Here is a 19039-nt window from a genome sequence, read left to right on the forward strand (position 1 = left end):
CCAATCCCACGTTTCAGGTATTTCAACCTTAACTTTTGGACTGAACGAATCGCACACACAATGTATATTATAACAAACTGATAAATTTATTATAGGATCTGCTGAATAAATCAAAACTCGTGTCAAATAAAAGTTTTAAGCATAATGAAACTCAAAAAAAGTGCCAAAAATAGCCCTTTTTCTCTAAAAATACTGTATTTTGTTCTTCCAAATCAAAAACTATTGATACAAGTGAGCAATTTATGGAAAATAAATATTTGGCTTAACTCTTTAATTTATAAGGATTTTACCGCGACACCTGACACCTGAAACCTGACACTTCCCCTCACCAAAATACTTTTTCAGCAAACCCTATTTATCACATTAAACATTCTTTGCTGGATAATTACCTAAGAAAAGAGTTAAAATCCTCTTCTATATATTATGTCTTTTGCGTAAGTCCTGCTCTCCAGAAATACAGGCAAGATGCCTGATTTCACCGGCGGGGCGTAAAATTCTAATTGTTGGAGATGTCTATTAAATTACACTATGATATAAAATCAGCTAAAATTAAAAGCGCCCTCCAAACCCAAGCAAAACCCAATGTGTTATGTCGAATAATCACTCAAATACAGAAAGAAACGTAACAGATTTGAATAAAAGAAGGAAAGTTGTCAGACTAAAAACTGTCAACTCAAAAAATCAGATGGAATCTAATTCGTTGCCCAAATCTCCTGAAAGTTTATTCAATACAATATTTAATTATATTTTTCGCTTGGGAATAGTTGGGGTGGGAATTGGCAGTATTTTTGGAACTATTTTGGCTAATATTGATTTAACCAAACCACTATTTCCTACCGTCAAAATTCCTTTTCTCACTTCGGAGGCTAGTAACTCAGAAACGGCAGAAGAAAGCAAAATTACTGAAGAAGTTAAGCCACCAAATAATACAGTCACTGCAACCAATAATAATCTTACCCCAGCGCCCCTCGCCTTCAGCCAAGAATTAATGCCGTTACGAGAAAAACTATTGAAATTGACGGCAGAATATCAAGATTTAAAAACTAGCGCTTTCTTTGTGGATTTAGATAACGGCGCTTTTGTTAATCTTAACGGTATCACCCCTGTGGCGGCAGCTAGTACCATCAAAACCCCTATTTTAGTCGCTTTTTTGCAAGATGTGGATGCCGGAAAGGTAAGACTAGATGAAATGTTAACCATGACAGAAGCCACCAAAGCGCCCGAAGCCGGAAATATGCAATATCAACCCCTTGGCACTCAATACACCGCCTTAAAGGTAATAGAAGAAATGATGATTAATAGTGATAATACTGCCACTAATATGATAATTGAAAAGGTGGGGGGCGCTGAAGCACTCAATCAAAGATTTAAGGAATGGGGTTTAGAAGCAACGGTAATTAATAATTATCTTCCTGATATGGAAGGCACTAACACCACCAGCGCCCGTGATTTGGCACAATTACTAATGAAAGTTAATCAAGGGGATTTAGTTTCTTTGCGCTCAAGAGACAGAATGTTAAATATTATGGAAAGGGTAGTAACAAGAACTCTTTTACCTCAAGGATTAGAACCAGAAGCTATAATTTATCATAAAACGGGAGATATTGGCATTATATTGGGGGATGCAGGAATTATTGATATTCCTAGCGGAAAACGATACATTGGAGCGGTATTTGTCCAGCGCCCTTACAATGATGTCAGAGGTAGGACTTTAATTCAAGATATATCTCGCACTACTTACCAACATTTTAAATGGTATGAACCAAGAAATAATTGATAATTGACATCCTTTCAAAGAACATTTTTTATCGTATTTCGGGCATAAGCGCCCGAATTTAGGTGTTGGTATCTGCGATATTTTCCCACCGTGTAATGAATTACACGGAACCAACGGTCCGATCGTTCAATAAATTGAACTAAGATTGCTTTTTAATTGATTTATAGGCGATCAAACGAACTTGAGATAAGATATTTTTTGTAATCAAAAGTGTTTGATTTTTCAATTAACCAACTCCCTAATTTGCTTGAAGTCTAATGGATAATCAACAATCGAAATGAAAAAATACCTAATTTATCTTTTTTCCAGCGCCCTCCTCTTTTTATCAGCAGGGATAGTTATAAACATACTCACCCAGAATAACGATTTTATCGCTTTAACCTTTATCGCAGTGGGGGCTATTCTTTTTTTACTTACCATCGGCATTTATCTTTATCAAAGTAAAGGGTTTTGGCAAAGAAGAAGCACAGAAGCTGGTACGAATGCCCTAGTTGCTACCCTTGCCGTGACAGTAATTTTTATCTTAGTAAATTATCTCGGTTTTACTTATAGTTGGCGCGTAGATTGGACTGAAAATCAACTATTTACCCTTTCCCCTCAATCTCAACAATTAGTTAAAAATTTATCCCAACCAATACAAATATATGTGTTTGACAGCGCCCCTAACCCCAACGATAGAGCATTATTAGAAAATTATCGCCGTCAGAGTAACCAATTTAGTTACGAATATGTCGATCCGCAAATTAACCTCAGTTTAGCACAACAATTTGGGGTACAGAGAGCCGGAGAAGTCTATATAAAATACGAAGATAGACAGCAATTAGTACAAAATATTTCCCCTGAAAATCCCTTAACGGAAGTAGAATTAACCAGGGCAATTAATAGCATCCAGCGCCCTTCTAGCCCCATGATATACATAATTCAAGGTCATGGCGAACCTACAGTAGAAGCTGGAGAAAATAGTTTTGCTGATGGGGTAAATCGTTTAATCAGTAACGGTTATCAAGTGCAACCCCTCAATTTAACTACTTCCCCTTTAATTCCCCCTGATGCTGATGTGGTAATACTTTCCAGCGCCCCTCGCCCTTTACTACAAGGAGAAGTTAACGCTTTACAGCAATATGTAGAGAGAGGCGGAAGTCTTCTATTAATGGTGGATGCTAATACAGATATACCCCTAGCTAATTTATTAACCGAGTGGGGAATTAGTTTTGATGATGGTTTGGTGGTGGATGCCACGGGCGCTGGGGAGATTTTCGGTTTGGGTCCGGCGGTGGTGTTTGTAGTAGAATATGGTAGCCATCCCATCACAACGGATTTTGCTGGTAATATTACCTTATTTCCCAACGCACGGGCGCTGATTTCCTCTCCTCAAGATAACATCGAAGTATCCCCTTTAATGGTGACGGGCGCTCAAACTTGGAGCGAAAAGGATATAAGCACCGATACCATTCAATTTGATGAAGGGGAAGATTTACCCGGTCCACTTAATCTCGGTTATGCTTTAGTTAAACAAAATCCTGTCGCCGACTCCCCAACTCCAGAGATTATCCCGGCAAATCCCGAAACTCCCCCTGAAGAAGTCATCCCAGAAGGAGGTTTACCCTTACCACCAACTCTAAATAATCCTCCTTCTCCAGAAACTACCCCTACTGAAAAATTACCTGCAGAAACCAAAATGGTAGTATTAGGTAACGCTCGTTTTGCTACCAACGGTTGGTTATCGCAACAACTTAACGGCGATTTATTTGCCAATGCCGTTGCGTGGTTAGGAGAAGATAATGAAAATGCCCTTTCGATCGCACCTAAAACTACCACCAATCGTCGTCTTAATCCTTCCCCTTGGCAAGTTTCCCTCGTTTCTTGGTTAGCTTTAGTCATTTTACCACTTCTCGGCATGGGGGGAGGGGCGCTGGTATGGTGGCGACAAAGGTGAGGGGAAATTATGAGTTATGAATTATGAGTTATGAATTGTGAGTTATGAATTATGAATTATATCAAGTCTGTTTGATTACTTAGGGTTTGCTGAATAAATCAAAACCCTTTTAAAACAAAGGTTTTAAGTACGATAAAATGTTTAAAAAGTGCCAAAAATAGCCTTTTTTCCCAAAAAATACTGTATTTTTTTCCATCCCAATAAAAAATTCTAAATCCTACATTCTACATTCTACATTCCCACCCCTCACCAAAATACTTTTTAAGCACCACTTACTTATGAATCAATTCAACATAATCTTAGTTCAATTTATTGAACGTCATACTGTTGGTTCCGTGTAATTCATTACACGGTAGGGAAATTGCGAAGATACCATCTATTTATAACGGATTATCCGAACTTGATATTAATGAGTAGGTGAAGAATTAATTATCCATTGTCCATGTCAAAGATGACGATGAGAAAACTTGAGATAAAATATAGAGGCAATTAAAAATATAGTTAAATAATGACGGAATCCTCATCCCATATCGGCACAAGAAATACTCCCCAAGAAGATTATCGCCTCATTGACATTCAAGAATTAACGCCCATGTATCAGCATTATGTGGAAGTTAAAGAGCAATATCCTAATGCTTTATTATTGTATCGAGTGGGCGATTTTTTCGAGTGCTTTTTTCAGGATGCCGTCACCATCGCCCAAGAGTTGGAATTAGTTATCACCAGTAAAGATGGCGGTAAGAATGTCGGTAGAATTGCCATGACTGGTGTGCCACATCACGCTTTAGATCGTTATGCTAGACAATTAGTAGAAAAAGGTTACTCTGTCATCATATGCGATCAAGTGGAAGATTCCGCCACCGCTTCGGCAGAAAAAAGATTAGTAAAAAGAGCGATTACGAAGCTATTAACCCCCGGTACCATTACGGAGGAAGAAATGTTATCATCAAAAAAAAATAACTTTCTCGCTTCAGTAGTAGTGGCAAAAGAGCATTGGGGCTTGGCTTATGCAGATATTTCTACGGGGGAATTTTTCACCACTCAAAGCCAAGATTTAAGCGCCCTCCACACAGAATTATTACGATTACAACCTGCGGAAATATTATACCCTACCAGCGCCCCTGACCTTAACAGGATACTTCGTCCGGGGCAAAAATGCGCTGATTTACCAGATTTTCTGCCCGACTGTTTTTGTTATTCTTTACGGCAACAAAAACCTTTTGATATTCATGAAGCAAAACCTTTATTACTGTTAGAATTTAAGCTCAAATCTTTGGAAGGCATCGGGTGCGAAAATTTACCCCTAGCTATTCGCGCCGCCGGAGGATTATTGGAATATGTGCAGGATACCCAAAAAGCTAATCAAGTGCCGTTGCAATTACTTCGCAGTTATAATATTAGCGATTATTTAGTCCTAGATAGCACCACTAGACGAAACCTCGAAATCACTAGCACAGTGCGTGATAATACCTTTCATGGCTCTTTACTGTGGGCTTTAGACCGTACTTGTACTGCTATGGGGGGGAGGGCGCTGAGACGATGGTTATTGCAACCTTTACTCAATAAAATGGGAATTATTGCCCGTCAAGATACCATCGCTGAGTTAATCGATAATTTGCCGTTGCGCGAAGCTATCCGAGATTTACTCAAGAGTATATATGATTTAGAACGTATTACGGGGAGGGTGGGCGCTGGTACAGCTAACCCCAAGGAGTTACTTAATTTAGCGGATTCTTTGTTAAAATTACGGGAGTTGGCGGAGTTGGCAAAGGAAGGCAAATCACCTTATTTTCAGGCGTTGCAAAAAGTGCCTCCTGAGTTGGAAAGTTTAGGGGAAAAGGTGGTTAATGCTTTGGTGGAATTTCCCCCCCAACACGTCAAGGAAGGGGGAATTATCCGAGATGGCGTTAATCAACAGTTGGATGATATGCGCACCCTCATTGACGGGGATAAGGAGTGGTTGGCTAATTTGGAAGTGACGGAAAGACAGCGCACGGGGGTGGCTAATTTGAAGGTGGGTTACAATAAAACCTTCGGTTATTATATCAGTATGCCTCGCTCTAAGGCTGATTTAGCGCCCGAAAATTACCAACGTAAACAAACTTTATTGAATGAAGAAAGGTATATTACAGCAGAGTTAAAAGAGAAAGAAAATCGCATTTTAAATGCTAAGGATAATCTGGCCAAATTTGAATATGAAATATTTGTTAATTTACGTTCTTTAGTAGCTGAAAAAACTGACAATATTAGAAAAGTTGCTCAAGCTATTTCAGCTATGGATGTCTTGACTGGTTTAGCTGAGTTGTCTGTTTATCAGGATTACCACCGCCCTGACATTACAGAAGATAGAATTTTAAAAATAAAAAATGGTCGTCATCCTGTGGTAGAAAAGTTATTAGGTTTTGGAATGTTCGTGCCTAATTCTGCTAATTTAGGTACAGAAAAAGCACCAGATTTAATCATTTTGACAGGTCCGAATGCCAGTGGTAAAAGTTGTTATTTGCGTCAAGTGGGTTTGATTCAATTAATGGCACAAATCGGCAGTTTTATTCCTGCTGATAGCGCGAAATTAAGTATCTGTGATCGTATTTTTACGAGGGTGGGCGCTGTAGATGATATTGGCACGGGGCAATCTACTTTTATGGTAGAAATGAATGAAACGGCAAATATTCTCAATCATGCCACGGCAAAATCTTTGGTATTATTAGATGAAATCGGGCGCGGCACAGCCACATTTGATGGTTTGTCCATTGCGTGGGCGGTGGCTGAATATCTCGCTATTGAAATACAAAGCCGTACTATTTTTGCCACTCACTACCATGAATTGAACGAATTAGCATCTATTTTAGATAATGTGGCTAATTATCAAGTAACTGTAAAAGAGCTGGAAAATGAGATTATTTTTCTACATGAAGTAAAGGCGGGGGGCGCTGATAAATCTTACGGTATTGAAGCAGGAAGATTGGCAGGATTACCGAGAGTGGTAATTAAACGGGCAAAACAGGTAATGAGTCAAATCGAAAAACATAGTAAAATTGCCATCGGTTTGCGGAAAAATATCACTAAATTACCGCCTTCTCAGCAGGAGAATAGTGCGGATGTGATGACTCAATTAGATATTTTTGAATAATTGGTATAAAATTATGATTTATAATCAAATATATCGAAGATACAATAAATTTAGTACTATTTTTACACAATTATCTCTTCTGTATTATGAATGCGAATGAATCAAATCAACTAGAAGGAAAAGAACCTTGGTTAGCGGTTAATCTATCCTTAATATTTCCCGGTATAGGTCATTTTTATGCTGGTTATCCCTTTAGAGGATTATTTTTTATTACTTTAACTATAGTTTTTTTATGTTCTATTTTTTTATGGTTTATTGATTCTCATAGCAGTTTAATCAAACTTATTTCTTTTGTTGTAGCTGTTATAATATCGATTATAGTTAGTTCTATTGATGCCTATAAATTAACTGTCAAAAATAATACTTTAGAATTTGAAAAACTAAGAAAAGAAGAAAAAGATTCTTGGTTAGCAATATTTTTAGCTAGAATAAATTTAGGTTTTGGATTTATTTATTCAGGAAAAATATCTATTGGATTAACTTTACTTGTAATCACATTTATTCCCCATGCAGGATTATCATTATTTTTTTTATCTCCTTTGATAGTTTATTATTTATATACTGTAACAAATAATACTAGAAAGAAAATATACTCTGCAATTATTTTAATTTGTATTTCAAGTATTGTCAGTCCATTGCTTATTATTATGTTTAGTTTTTCTTTAAAAACTTTTGTCGCAGAATTTCGTTATATACCTGCATCTTCAATGGAACCAACTTTACAAATAAATGATAGATTAGTTGTTAATAAATTAATTTATCATTTAGATAATCCTCAAAGGGGGGATATTATTGTTTTTGAGGCAACAGATAACTTGAAAAAAGAAGGATATAAAGATGATTTTATAAAGAGAATTATTGGATTGCCCAATGAAAAAGTAGAGGTAGAAAATAATCAAGTTTATATAAATGACCAACCCTTAGAAGAAAACTATATCACGGAAAAAAATGATTATAATTTTGGTGCTGTAACTGTACCATCTGATAGTTATTTTGTGTTAGGAGATAATCGAAATAACAGTTATGATAGTCGTTACTGGGGTTTTGTTCCAAAACAAAACATTATTGGAAAAGCCACTAAAATATATTATCCTTTTGAACGTAGTGGAAAAATAAAGTAAATAAAGATACTTAGCTTTGAAGTAGGTAGATTGGCAGGATTAACAAGAGTGGTAATTAAACGGGCAAAGCAGGTAATGAGTCAAATCGAAAAGCATAGTAAAATTGCCATCGGTTTGAGAAAAAATATCACTAAATTACAGCCTTCTCAGCAGGAGAATAGTGCGGATGTGATGACTCAATTAGATATTTTTGAATAGTTATTGATTGGTATTAAAGGGCATATGATATTATGAAGTGATTGCTTAGAATAAGTCAATTAAAAACTAAAATGATTAAAAGTTTTCAGTGTAAGGAAACAGAAAAAATATTTTTAAGGAAATTTTCCTCTTCTTTACCAGCACAAATTCAAAAAATAGCACAAAGAAAATTAAGTATTTTAGATGCAGCCGAGAAGGTTGAAGATTTAAGAATTCCACCGGGTAATCGCTTAGAAAAATTAAAAGGAGACAGAGAAGGACAATATAGTATTAGAATAAATGAACAATGGCGTTTATGCTTTACTTGGCAGGAAGGAAATGCTTTTGACGTACAAATTGTTGATTATCATTAAGGTGAAATGACGATGAATGAAAAATTAAAACCAATACATCCGGGAGAAATCTTACTAGAAGAATTTATTAAACCTCTTGATTTAACTACGCCAATATTGGCAAAGGATATTAATCTATCTTTAAAATTAATTGAAGAAATTATTTTAGAAAAACAATCTATTACTACAGAAATTGGTTTGAGATTATCTAAATATTTTGGATTATCCGAAAGATTTTGGCTTAATTTACAATTAAAATATGATTTGGAAATTACTAAGGATAAATTAGAAGAGACTATTAATTCAGAGGTTAAAACGATAAGCATCTGATAAAAATAAAATGACGAATAGAGAGTGAATTCAGTAATAATGAAAATATAATTTAGTTAAGCTATTTTGTTGGTATATGTAGCTAAATTTTTACAAATTATCAGAAAATAGTGGGTCTAAAACCCTTCTCTTTAGGGCATTATTGTGCTATGATTAGCATAGCAGTAACCAATAATGTGGGCTGACTAAAAAAAACAAACAAGTGCGGTAGGGACTACCGTAATTAAACAGCCCAGTAACGGCGTTCTGTCGGGGGTAAGACTACAAAGCCAAGCCTAGATAAGAGTCTATATGGGAATCCCCGCACCTTTAGGTCGGGGAGGTTCAATAATAGTAATTCATTATTCATTATTTATTATCTGCGCTACCTGTTGGGCGGTGGCCGGCGCTAGTAAAATACCGTTACGATAATGACCAGTAGCGAGAATAACGTTATCATAACCTGATAATTTCTCAATAACAGGAGCGCCCTTCCCCTCAGGTCGAGGACGTTTGCCTGTCCATGATAACATGACAGGAGCAGTATTGAGGGAAGGACAAAAACCCAGCGCCCTCCGCCGTAAATCATCTAATAATTTTTGATCAGGAATCACCTCATTTTGGGGAAACTCCACCGTAGCGCCCAACCAAAACTCATGATTTGCCATGGGTACAATATGCACATCATCCCCCGTAATCACTGGGTTAAAATCCCCCGCCGTGTGCCATTGATTATGCTTAACTAACAAAGCCTGTCCTAATACCGCGCTCATGGGTAATTCTACCCCTAATAAACTGGTGAGAGGGGCGCTACCCAAACCAGCCGTTAAAATTAACCAATCAGCATCAAGGGATACACCCCCCATTAAAACCTTGTCGCAAACCTTATTATTATCGCCATTTACTGCCCTTGTAACAAAATTATCAACTTTTAAGCCAAAATTGCATTTAACCCCCCTTAAACCAGCGCCCTTCACCAAAGCCTGAGTTAAAAAGGGAGGATGAATTTGTAAATCATCAGGGGAAAAAACCGCACCGATAACTTGAGAAACATCAACTTCAGGACAATGAGACTTTAGCTGATTTTGATCCCATACCTCCAAACGATAACCTTGACTTGCTCTGGTGTGCGCTAACTTTTGCCATTTTGCCACATCATCCCCAGCAAAAAGTAACTTAACCAAGCCATCTTGATTGTAAGGAATTTTAACCCCCGTCATCTCCTCTAACTCCGGCAAAAGAGTGCCGTAACGTTGAAGACTGGCTTCCCTTAAACGCCATCCTCTACCGTTAGTTTTTTGACTAATTACTCCCATTAATAACCCTAAAGCAGCGCCCGTCGCCCCACTCCCCGGCGGTTTGTGGTCAATCAAAGTAATATCTAAATTAGGATTACTGCTTAACTCAAAAGCAATGGCACTACCCACAATGCCACTACCAATAATGACGACTTTTTGCATGGATTTTCATATTATATTGACAGGAAGTAAAGGAAAAAAGGGAGAAGCGGAGCATTACAATTCATAATTCATAATTCATAATTCATAATTCATAATTCATAATTCATTGAAACAGCGCCCTTCAACTCACGACAAAAACTAGCAAGATTTTGCAAAGCCTGAGTTGGATTGCCGTCAGCCAAAAGTTTAACAAAAGCACTACCCACAATCACCCCATCAGCGCCCCATTCCTTCATCTGAGTAGCCTGACTAGGTTCAGAAATACCAAAACCCACACCCACAGGCTTATCCGTAGTAGAGTGTAATTTTTCCAGTAAATCTTGTACACGACTTTCCACTTGAGTGCGCATTCCCGTTACCCCCGTCACACTCACCAAATAAATAAAACCTTGAGATTTTTTAGCAATAGCTTCAATACGACTGAGAGGGGAGGTGGGCGCTACTAATAAAGTTACCTCAATGCCATGAAATTCCGCTAAACTCAAAAAACTTTCCGCCTCCTCCAAAGGTAAATCAGGTACAACCAAACCCTTAACCCCAGCTTCAGCGATATAACTTAAAAAATTTTCTGCCCCTCGATGAAAAATGGGATTATAGTAAGTGAAAAGAATTATTGGTGTGGTAATTTTTTGATTTACTTTTGTAACTAAAGTTAATACATTGTTTAAAGTAACTCCCCGCTGTAAAGCGCGCGTGGCCGCCGCCTGAATAACTGGACCATCAGCAAGAGGATCAGAATAAGGCACACCCAACTCGATCATATCTGCCCCGTTTTCAGCCAGTAGATAAATTGCTTTTTCAGTAGTATCTAAATCAGGGTCTCCAGCCGTCAGAAAAGGAATTAAGGCACATTGCCCCTGCTGTTTGAGATTAGCGAAACATTGGGAAACTGAGGTCATCTAAACTACGTTTAACTTTTTACTATCACCCATTAATAATACTGTTTTCTGGTCAAAATTCATTAGACTTGTCCAAAAAATAGCACTTTTTTATCGTATATTGGGCTTCTAGCCCGAAAATCAAAAATGTTTAATACCTCGTAGGGGTTGAATATTATTCAACCCTTGCAAACTTCGGCTATGGTAGAAGACCAGAATTTGCTAAGATAAAAGTTAAGTTTTGTAAAGAAAGCAAAAATATTGAAAGTTTCTAGCGTTAAAGAAAATTGGCATTCCCTCGATCCCATTTGGCAAGGAGGAGAAAAAGAAATAACCTCTGGATTACCCCATGAACAACTAGCGCCCCCTTGGCAGATACTATTATTAGGTGATGGCTCACCCACACGGCATCTCAGACTATTAACAGGGGAAAAAACCGCCGTAGATGTTATTGATATGTCAATCATTGGTATGGCTCAAGATAACGCCCCTGATGACGTTGCCAGAGTGCCAAATCCCAAACTCAGAAGGCAAGTATGGTTAACTACCGCTTCTGGGCAAAGATTAGCCTATGCTTCTTCATGGTGGGAAGCCAATAACGTTGATGAGTATTTGGAAAATCGGGCGCTACCCATTTGGGAGAGTTTATCAAAATTACATACCGAATTATATCGAGATGTTAGAGGCATTTATTACGGCAATAATGCAGAATTAGAGAAAGGATTTGGCGAAAAAGGACCTTTTTGGGGCAGACATTACCTATTTTGGCATCGTCGCCAACCTCTTACCCTTATTTATGAAGTTTTTTCTCCTTATCTATGTCGTTATTTAGGTCCACAAAATTAGGGAGAAAGATAAATCGCCATTTTGTCTCAATAATTTTTGATTAGGGTAGAGAAAAGAGGTCTTGATCACTTACAGGTCAGTAATATCAACATCTTAGTTCAATTTATTGAACGGAAACCTGTTGGTTCCGTGTAATTCATTACACGGTGGGGTATAGGACGAAGATATAATCTTTTTTAAACGAATCATCTGAACTTGATATTAATACTTACAGCGCATTTCAAATGAATAAACCACGTTTTTTGTGTCTCGCCTCGATGCGCAAAGACGCAAAGATAGTATTTGTAATAATCCAAAGTGTGGTTTAAGGAAATGAAAACTGCTGTAATTCTCGGTGCGTAAATCCTCAATTATCCATTGTTTATTTCGCTTGTATTAATCCTTCCGTCATAGTAGCTAACTTTTCCAAATCTTTTTGTAAACGATTAACCTCATTTTGGGCTTGACGCTTACGCACCAGCGCCCTCCGCGCCAAATCTTCACGGTTTTGACTTAATGCCTGACGTGCCACTTTTTCCCATGTTTCTACCTCAGCTAAGGCTTGGGTATATTGTGGTTGTAATTGATGCCAAACTACTTTTATCTTATCAAGAGCATCTTTAACAATTTTATCTCTTTGACGAGGATTAGTCGCATCCAGCGCCCTTCCCATGGGTTGAAATAAATTAAATACATCAATATTACCGATAGAGGGAATAAACTCCTTAATTTGCTGACTTTCACTCACCCCTGTTTTACACCAAGTGGCAAAATGCTCACAATTATTGAACATTAAATTATACTCATTTTCGCCGAGACGACTATAAGCACGACTGATGACTATATCATCGATAAAACAGAAACCATCAGGATATGAGCGCACATACACAGGATTATCACGGTGAAATATCTGTAATGAAGTTACCTCAACCACTTCACTAGGTTTACGGTAGTGTATCACCTCATTATTGCCAATATCGATGCCGTGATGTTGATAAACACCATCAAGATTAGCAAATTGTCGCCAAACGTACAGTTGATCTCCTCTTGCCATTATCTAATTACCTCACTTTTCACATAAAACTGTTACTCAAATTAATGATTAATATGGCTCTATTACTTTCAGTATGATAAATTGTTCTTTTAAATAAGGAAAGGAGAAAAATATTGCAATATTTAGATCGATTATGGCAATTAAGTGAGTTAAAAAGGCAACAGGAGTAATACTTTCAGGATTTTTGGTAACTACCTACGTCAAGTAAATTAGTTAATGCACAAAAAGTGTAAAGAGCATAATAGAATGAATAGATTTCGCTCATATCTGAGCTAAAAGCTGTAAATAAGGCTATGAACTGCGCCCTCCAACCATATCTATTGTAATCGGTTGATGTCATTATTAGAACCAATTACCACCATAGATAAACCTTTTTGTAAAACAAATTGAGGGGGAGGATTAATCACAAACTTATCATCATTGCCCACAGCCAATACATTTAAACCAAAGCGACTACGGATTTTTATTTCGGCGAGGGTTTTACCGTCAAATTCTTCGGGAATAGATACTTCCACAATACTATTATCAGGGTCTAACTCAAAACGGTCTAAAATGCCCGGTTTCGTCAAAGTATAAGCTAACTCACAGCCTGCCTCGTACTCAGGATATACCACCAAATCAGCGCCCACCTTCTTTAATAATTTACCGTGCATAGCAGATGAAGCCTTTGCTACCACATACTTAACTCCTGCTTCCTTCACATTAAGAGTAGTAATAATGCTTTCTTCTAAATAATTACCGATGGCAACAATGACAGTATCCAATTCAAAAATACCAGCTTCCCTGAGCGCACTTGCCTCTGTAGAGTCCAACTGGATGGCACTAGAAGCGATTTTATCGGTTAATACCTGTGCCACCAATTTTTCATCAATATCAGTTCCTAAAACATCATAATCCATATTATAAAGAGTTTCACACACCGCACGTCCAAACCTTCCTAAACCGATAACAGCAAATTGACGAGTTTCCTTGCGTAAATTGGTGAGAAATTTTAACGAACTCATGTCAAGGCTAAAAATGCCCTTAGACCGTTGATTTTTGCTATTGGGAGAGGGTTTACTGGAACTCATGACTAACCAACTAAAAGATTTTCTTCGGGGTATTGAATGCGTGTAGGACGAGGATCGCCTACCATAGCAGACATAAATAATAATACTCCAACTCGTCCAATGTACATCGTTAAAATAATCACGAATTGAGCGACAACCGATAAATCCGCCGTAATACCAGTGGATAATCCCACTGTAGCAAAGGCTGACACCACTTCAAAGAAAATATTAATGAAATTGAAGTCAGGATGAAGAAAAGAGATGGTAAAAGTAATAATTAAGACCGTTAAAGCAGAGCCAAATACTACTGCCATGGCTTTTAAAATCAAAGATGCTGGTACTTCCCTTTCAAACATAATTATCTCTTGTTTGCCTTGTAATACAGCTTTGGTGGTTTCAAACAAAATGCGCAAAGTTGTGGTTTTTATGCCACCTGCTGTACCACTAGGACTCCCACCAATAAACATAAAACCGATGGTTAGAAATAAACTGGCGGTAGTCATAACACCTAAATCAAGACTATTAAACCCGGCGGTGCGAGTAGTTACGGATTGAAAAGATGCTAAGATTATTTTTTCCCCTAGGGTGAAGGGCGCTAGTAAATTACTATATTCAGTAATAAAAAAAGCAATTGAACCAAAGATTAATAAAAATAATGTACTGCTAGTAACTACTTTAAAGTTGAGAGAAAATTTATATTTATTTTTCTTGCTTATATTTAATTTACCTGATAGCCAAAAATAAAATTCAATAATTACTTGATAGCCTATACCTCCTACAATAATCAAAAAACTAATCATTAAATTAAGAGGTAAAGAAGTTTGATATGGAATTAAACTATCTTTAAAAAGACTAAATCCAGCATTATTCCAAGCACTGATACTATGAAAAATAGCTAACCAAAGACTTTTTTGATTATCAAAATCTTGTTGAAAAACTAAGAATAAAACTATTGCACCCAAAGATTCAAGGGCAATGGTTGTAGCAAAAACAGATTTTAAAAGATTTTGACTACCCTGTAAAAAAGGACGATCAAATGATTCTTGAATGGCTAATTTTTGATTAAAATCAAATTTTTTACCAATGAGCAGAATTAAAAATGTGGTGGTTGTCATATAACCTAAGCCACCAATTTGAATTAAACCGAGAATAAATAATTGTCCCCAAAAAGAAAAATAACTGCCGGTGTCAACGACAATTAAACCCGTCACACAGACAGCAGAGGTGGAGGTAAATAATGCAGTGGTGAAGTTGCCCCATTCGCCGCTATTGGTGGAAAAGGGCAAAATTAATAAAATTGTACCTATACTGATAACAGCAATAAATCCTAGACAAATACTACGAGCGATAGTCATTTAATCATTTTTTTGCTCAAATTTAGCTTAAATATAGCAGGATTTACGCATCTTTATCAAAAATCGGATAAAGGGGAGGCAGAGGAGAAGATCAAATTTAGAATTTAGAAAATAAAGTTAATTCAATATTTTCTAGTAATATTTTATTTATAATGAATTGTTTAGAATTCTGCATTCTACATTCTACATTCTGCATTCCTTCTATTGTCCATTGCCTTTTTCAATAACGCTTAAAACTGATGATGTTATTATCATTGAATATTGCTCCGGCACTGAGACGAAAACCGGATTTAGCATTGGGAAAGTAATCCACCAAAGTAGAAACGTTGAATAAGTTTAAGTCAGTACTATATTTTACGCCAGTATCATCCACATCAAGCCCTAAACCGAATAAGTTTACGCCCAAGCGCCCGTTAAGATTCGGGGTAAAGCTACGGCTGACGGATGCACCTAACCCTCATGTACTAATTTCGGGGGTAATTGCCCAACCACTGGTTTCTTTTAATTTTACTTCTGCTGGTGCGGTGACGGGCGCTGGAGGAAATTGACATACTCCCCCACTAAACCCTACGGGCTATAGTGGGGGATTCTGAACAGCCAATTACTTGACCATTACTCCACTGAAACAAACTTAATTGTACAGGGTTGCTAGGCTCAACAACTAACGTCATTGATTTTTCCCGATTTCTCGAATCTGTTAATTCAGATTTAGCCGTAACTTTCTGATGTTCCACCAGTAGCTTGGATTGACTAATTCCAAGTATTTCAAGTCCTTTCATTCCAATATTTACACTTGCTTGATTGTCAGCGTCCGCAATGAATCCGCAATTAGTACAAACAAATTTTTCTTTATTTCTACTTGTAGAGTCAACGTGTCCACAATTTGAGCAAGTTTGTGATGTGAACTTAGGATTAACTTCTAAAACGATACAACCAAACTTTTCAGCTACCGACTGTATTTTTAATTTGAGTTCACCCCATGAGCAATCACGAATTAACCTGTTTAATGCTCTTTTTGCTGATTGATTATTTTTAATATATTTCCCATTTTCATCTTGTTTAGGTTTGCACCTTTTGCTCATTCCTTGAATGTTTAAATCTTCTAAGACAATGACATCAGCTAACCTAACTAAATGATGAGCAATATTCCATTGATAGTCAGTTCTTTGATTAACTATTTTTTGGTCAATTCTAGCTAGTTTTTGAAAGGCTTTTTTCTGATTATTAGAGCCTCTCTTTTTACGACTAGCTCTACGTTGTCTAATGGTTTTAGTTCTTTCTAATTGCTTCTCAAATTGAGGATTTTTAATCTGTTCACCATTACTTAATGCCAACAATTTTTTTATCCCCAAGTCACAACCTATTCCTGATTTAACTTTATCTAAATCTTTTGGTTGAGACTGAGGAATAGACTTATCCTCAACGGAAATAGAAACATACCAACCATTGGCTTTTTGTCTAACAGTAACCGATTTTAAACTAAAACCTTCAGGGATTTGACGAGACTGAAAAAACCTCATCCATCCAATAGAAGGAAGATAGATTTTATTACCTTTTATTTTAACTTGATTTGGTGGGTAATTAAAACTTTTAAACCTTTGGCGAGTCTTAAATTTAGGGTATCCTCTACCATTAAAAAAGTTCTTAAAAGCAGTATCTAATTTGCGTAAATTTTGCTGTAAAACCGTTGAATGGATTTGCTTATACCATTTTCTATTTTTTTTTAAATTAGGCAATTCTGAAGACTGCATTTCATAGGCACTCCGTTTTTTACTCCCCTTAAAAGGCTCTCCTAATTGTGAGTTTTTAGATACAGAGCAGGTTAAAGGACAAGATTCAGCTTTTGATTTTAAATCGCAGTAATTCCCTAATTTGGGTTGAGTTACTTGCTCATAGCTTTCTATCCTGTCTCTAAGACAATAGTTGTAATGAGAGCGAAGCATATCAAGCCAGTTAACCATCATGGCTTTCTGAGAGCTATTCGGTTTCAACTTGTACTTGTATGCTTTGTTCATTTTCTTGCTAAACTAACAATGGAAACAGTATATCATATTATTATACAAAATGGCAAAAATTCAATTAAGTGTAAGAGTTGAGGAGTCTGAAATGAAGTTGCTTATTAAATATGCTAAAAAAACAGGACGGACAAAAACGGATGTAGTGAGAGAATTTATCCGTTCCCTCAAAAGTATTGAAAATTAAGGACTCACTGACGTTCGGTTTATTGGTTGGTGCAAATTCATCCCTCGCCAAAACAATTAAGTCTTTGAGTTTATGGCGAGGGTCTTCTTTGCACATTTAGATAAAACAAATTTTTTATGTTATTTGAATGTATTAGTGTAATTGTAATGACGGCTCGATAAATTTGATCACAACTTGTCTTATTCGTTACATCAAGTGATCAGTGAGTTAAGCTATATTAAAGTTATAAACAATAAATCATCACCTATCTTCAAAACCTTAACTTGTTGATTCATCTATATCAAAAAGTGGTTTTTCAGGGTAAGTTTTAACTGCCTTACTTTATATTCACTAGATTCAAGGATAATTATTTATGGCAACATCAACTCTTGGTAATTTCAGCGCCCATCACGAAATTTGGCAAAACCTCAAACAAGCTATCGCTAAAACTTCTGGTTTTCAGCAGTGGTTACAGGAGCAACAATTAGAAGTTGAGGATAATATTGATGTTGATGAACAAGTTAAAAAGTATCTTCGTTCTACCTTAGAAACTTTAGCTTATTAATTTTGAAATTTTCACTGCAACCCTTCTCAATTTACCTTTTTAGCAAGGATAAATAGAGAGGGTTTTTTCTTAGGATAAGGGTGTTAAAGAATTTTATGGGTGTGGGAATGTTGTTTAACGTTATCATCATCAGAGACAACTTTGACATTATTAATTATTCTTTTTCGCGCTACGGAATAGTTAAAATCAGCTTTTTGTTGCCCTAAAGGGATATGGTGACGGGCGCTGGGCTTATGTTTATAAGTGCGTGTGGCAGCCAACATAATTTCCTGAAAATTATCACAAAATTGACTTTGAGAGGGAAACTCACTGGGTTTTTGTAGGTTATCATTAACAAGAATTTCCCCCACTGTTTTAGCACAAGCAAAGCGATAAGAAGTTTCTACCCCTCTCATCATAGTTTCTAAATATGCTGATGGAATTGGCTCAATAACTTCTATTTCTTTGATTTCGTTGCCGTCTCGCCAATAGCAAGTAGCTATCCCAAATACACAGTAATCATCCAAACATACTTTATTTTCACTTAAATTAATGGTCATAGGTAATTTATTTTTGTGTGTCGTCTGTTTCCATTTTAGACATTTTGACAAAGATAAAAGTTAAGTTTTGTAGAGTTTAATTTTTTGAAGTCTCCTTAAGCTACTTTAGGTATTAGAGTTATAGTGATATAGGTTTTTTACAAAATTCCTTCTTTACCTGATGAAAGTTTAAAATAAGCAGATATTTAATTTGCAATAAGTCTAATATTCAATCCTAAAAATATATCAAGTCTGCATATGGAAATCGGAAACATTAATTCCAAAGGATTAAGACATAAGCTAAGACGCATTTAATTTACATTAACTAATTCACCCTTGTTTTTAAATTTT

At 36.5% G+C, this 19039-nt stretch carries 17 protein-coding genes; 10 read left to right on the forward strand and 7 right to left on the reverse strand.

All coding sequences use genetic code 11. The annotated features are described in order from the left end of the window. The first annotated feature begins 589 nt into the window (after positions 1 to 589). From IGQ45_14585 to IGQ45_14610, 6 genes are all read left to right on the forward strand, one after another. Complete coding sequence (locus IGQ45_14585; GenBank protein MBF2058397.1) at positions 590 to 1777, forward strand: serine hydrolase; 1188 nt, start codon at positions 590 to 592, stop codon at positions 1775 to 1777. 277 nt (positions 1778 to 2054) lie between these two features. Beyond that, positions 2055 to 3713, forward strand: a complete 1659-nt coding sequence (locus IGQ45_14590; GenBank protein MBF2058398.1) for a Gldg family protein — start codon at positions 2055 to 2057, stop codon at positions 3711 to 3713. A 508-nt stretch (positions 3714 to 4221) separates the two neighbouring features. Beyond that, positions 4222 to 6843: a DNA mismatch repair protein MutS gene (gene mutS, locus IGQ45_14595; GenBank protein ID MBF2058399.1), complete on the forward strand. Its 2622-nt coding sequence runs from the start codon at positions 4222 to 4224 to the stop codon at positions 6841 to 6843. Positions 6844 to 6929: 86 nt separating this feature from the next. Further along, entirely contained in the window at positions 6930 to 7964 is a 1035-nt protein-coding gene (gene lepB / locus IGQ45_14600) for a signal peptidase I (GenBank protein ID MBF2058400.1), read from the forward strand. Between the two features lie 269 nt (positions 7965 to 8233). Next, positions 8234 to 8515: a type II toxin-antitoxin system RelE/ParE family toxin gene (locus tag IGQ45_14605; GenBank protein MBF2058401.1), complete on the forward strand. Its 282-nt coding sequence runs from the start codon at positions 8234 to 8236 to the stop codon at positions 8513 to 8515. Between the two features lie 6 nt (positions 8516 to 8521). Beyond that, entirely contained in the window at positions 8522 to 8824 is a 303-nt protein-coding gene (locus tag IGQ45_14610; protein MBF2058402.1) for a HigA family addiction module antidote protein, read from the forward strand. Positions 8825 to 9165: 341 nt separating this feature from the next. Here IGQ45_14610 and IGQ45_14615 read toward each other — a convergent pair whose 3' ends face one another. Both IGQ45_14615 and trpA read right to left on the reverse strand, forming a co-directional pair. Then, the gene (locus tag IGQ45_14615) at positions 9166 to 10263 is read right to left on the reverse strand and encodes an FAD-binding oxidoreductase (protein ID MBF2058403.1); all 1098 of its coding nucleotides are present in this window, start codon (positions 10261 to 10263) and stop codon (positions 9166 to 9168) included. A gap of 89 nt (positions 10264 to 10352) precedes the next feature. Next, positions 10353 to 11162 (reverse strand): tryptophan synthase subunit alpha, encoded by an 810-nt coding sequence (gene trpA / locus IGQ45_14620; protein MBF2058404.1) that lies wholly within the window; start codon positions 11160 to 11162, stop codon positions 10353 to 10355. Positions 11163 to 11399: 237 nt separating this feature from the next. Between trpA and IGQ45_14625 the strand changes: the two genes are divergently transcribed. Continuing rightward, positions 11400 to 11987 (forward strand): chorismate lyase, encoded by a 588-nt coding sequence (locus IGQ45_14625; GenBank protein MBF2058405.1) that lies wholly within the window; start codon positions 11400 to 11402, stop codon positions 11985 to 11987. Positions 11988 to 12348: 361 nt separating this feature from the next. On the opposite strand, the gene IGQ45_14630 is transcribed toward IGQ45_14625, so the two are convergent. The 3 genes from IGQ45_14630 to IGQ45_14640 form a co-directional block, all read right to left on the reverse strand. Continuing rightward, positions 12349 to 13020, reverse strand: a complete 672-nt coding sequence (locus tag IGQ45_14630; GenBank protein ID MBF2058406.1) for a lecithin retinol acyltransferase family protein — start codon at positions 13018 to 13020, stop codon at positions 12349 to 12351. 317 nt (positions 13021 to 13337) lie between these two features. Next, on the reverse strand, positions 13338 to 14024 hold the full coding sequence (locus tag IGQ45_14635; GenBank protein MBF2058407.1) for a TrkA family potassium uptake protein: 687 nt from the start codon (positions 14022 to 14024) through the stop codon (positions 13338 to 13340). A gap of 68 nt (positions 14025 to 14092) precedes the next feature. Continuing rightward, positions 14093 to 15424, reverse strand: coding sequence for a TrkH family potassium uptake protein (locus tag IGQ45_14640; GenBank protein MBF2058408.1), 1332 nt, complete (start codon positions 15422 to 15424; stop codon positions 14093 to 14095). Positions 15425 to 15750: 326 nt separating this feature from the next. Here IGQ45_14640 and IGQ45_14645 point away from each other — a divergent pair, with 326 nt between their 5' ends. Continuing rightward, a complete protein-coding gene (locus IGQ45_14645; protein ID MBF2058409.1) occupies positions 15751 to 15972 on the forward strand; it encodes a hypothetical protein in 222 nt (73 codons plus the stop codon). Between the two features lie 12 nt (positions 15973 to 15984). Here the strand turns inward: IGQ45_14645 and tnpB are convergent, their stop codons facing one another. Further along, positions 15985 to 17439 carry an IS200/IS605 family element transposase accessory protein TnpB gene (gene tnpB, locus IGQ45_14650; protein ID MBF2058410.1) on the reverse strand — a complete coding sequence of 485 codons (1455 nt, stop codon included), beginning with the start codon at positions 17437 to 17439 and terminating at the stop codon, positions 15985 to 15987. 49 nt (positions 17440 to 17488) lie between these two features. On the opposite strand from tnpB, the gene IGQ45_14655 reads away from it, so the two are divergent. Next, on the forward strand, positions 17489 to 17626 hold the full coding sequence (locus IGQ45_14655) for a ribbon-helix-helix protein, CopG family (GenBank protein ID MBF2058411.1): 138 nt from the start codon (positions 17489 to 17491) through the stop codon (positions 17624 to 17626). A gap of 352 nt (positions 17627 to 17978) precedes the next feature. Continuing rightward, on the forward strand, positions 17979 to 18170 hold the full coding sequence (locus IGQ45_14660) for a hypothetical protein (GenBank protein ID MBF2058412.1): 192 nt from the start codon (positions 17979 to 17981) through the stop codon (positions 18168 to 18170). A gap of 83 nt (positions 18171 to 18253) precedes the next feature. Here IGQ45_14660 and IGQ45_14665 read toward each other — a convergent pair whose 3' ends face one another. Next, positions 18254 to 18709 (reverse strand): hypothetical protein, encoded by a 456-nt coding sequence (locus IGQ45_14665; protein MBF2058413.1) that lies wholly within the window; start codon positions 18707 to 18709, stop codon positions 18254 to 18256. Between the last annotated feature and the right edge of the window lie 330 nt (positions 18710 to 19039).

Source organism: Cyanobacterium sp. T60_A2020_053, from assembly GCA_015272165.1.
Lineage (GTDB): Bacteria > Cyanobacteriota > Cyanobacteriia > Cyanobacteriales > Cyanobacteriaceae > Cyanobacterium.

Excerpts from the sequence above, each read along its gene's own strand:
- IGQ45_14585 (MBF2058397.1), top strand. The coding sequence starts at position 590 with ATGTCGAATAATCACTCAAATACAGAAAGAAACGTAACAGATTTGAAT.
- IGQ45_14590 (MBF2058398.1), top strand. The coding sequence starts at position 2,055 with ATGAAAAAATACCTAATTTATCTTTTTTCCAGCGCCCTCCTCTTTTTA.
- mutS (MBF2058399.1), top strand. The coding sequence starts at position 4,222 with ATGACGGAATCCTCATCCCATATCGGCACAAGAAATACTCCCCAAGAA.
- lepB (MBF2058400.1), top strand. The coding sequence starts at position 6,930 with ATGAATGCGAATGAATCAAATCAACTAGAAGGAAAAGAACCTTGGTTA.
- IGQ45_14605 (MBF2058401.1), top strand. The coding sequence starts at position 8,234 with ATGATTAAAAGTTTTCAGTGTAAGGAAACAGAAAAAATATTTTTAAGG.
- IGQ45_14610 (MBF2058402.1), top strand. The coding sequence starts at position 8,522 with ATGACGATGAATGAAAAATTAAAACCAATACATCCGGGAGAAATCTTA.
- IGQ45_14615 (MBF2058403.1), bottom strand. The coding sequence starts at position 10,263 with ATGCAAAAAGTCGTCATTATTGGTAGTGGCATTGTGGGTAGTGCCATT.
- trpA (MBF2058404.1), bottom strand. The coding sequence starts at position 11,162 with ATGACCTCAGTTTCCCAATGTTTCGCTAATCTCAAACAGCAGGGGCAA.
- IGQ45_14630 (MBF2058406.1), bottom strand. The coding sequence starts at position 13,020 with ATGGCAAGAGGAGATCAACTGTACGTTTGGCGACAATTTGCTAATCTT.
- IGQ45_14635 (MBF2058407.1), bottom strand. The coding sequence starts at position 14,024 with ATGAGTTCGTTAAAATTTCTCACCAATTTACGCAAGGAAACTCGTCAA.
- IGQ45_14640 (MBF2058408.1), bottom strand. The coding sequence starts at position 15,424 with ATGACTATCGCTCGTAGTATTTGTCTAGGATTTATTGCTGTTATCAGT.
- tnpB (MBF2058410.1), bottom strand. The coding sequence starts at position 17,439 with ATGAACAAAGCATACAAGTACAAGTTGAAACCGAATAGCTCTCAGAAA.
- IGQ45_14655 (MBF2058411.1), top strand. The coding sequence starts at position 17,489 with ATGGCAAAAATTCAATTAAGTGTAAGAGTTGAGGAGTCTGAAATGAAG.
- IGQ45_14660 (MBF2058412.1), top strand. The coding sequence starts at position 17,979 with ATGGCAACATCAACTCTTGGTAATTTCAGCGCCCATCACGAAATTTGG.
- IGQ45_14665 (MBF2058413.1), bottom strand. The coding sequence starts at position 18,709 with ATGACCATTAATTTAAGTGAAAATAAAGTATGTTTGGATGATTACTGT.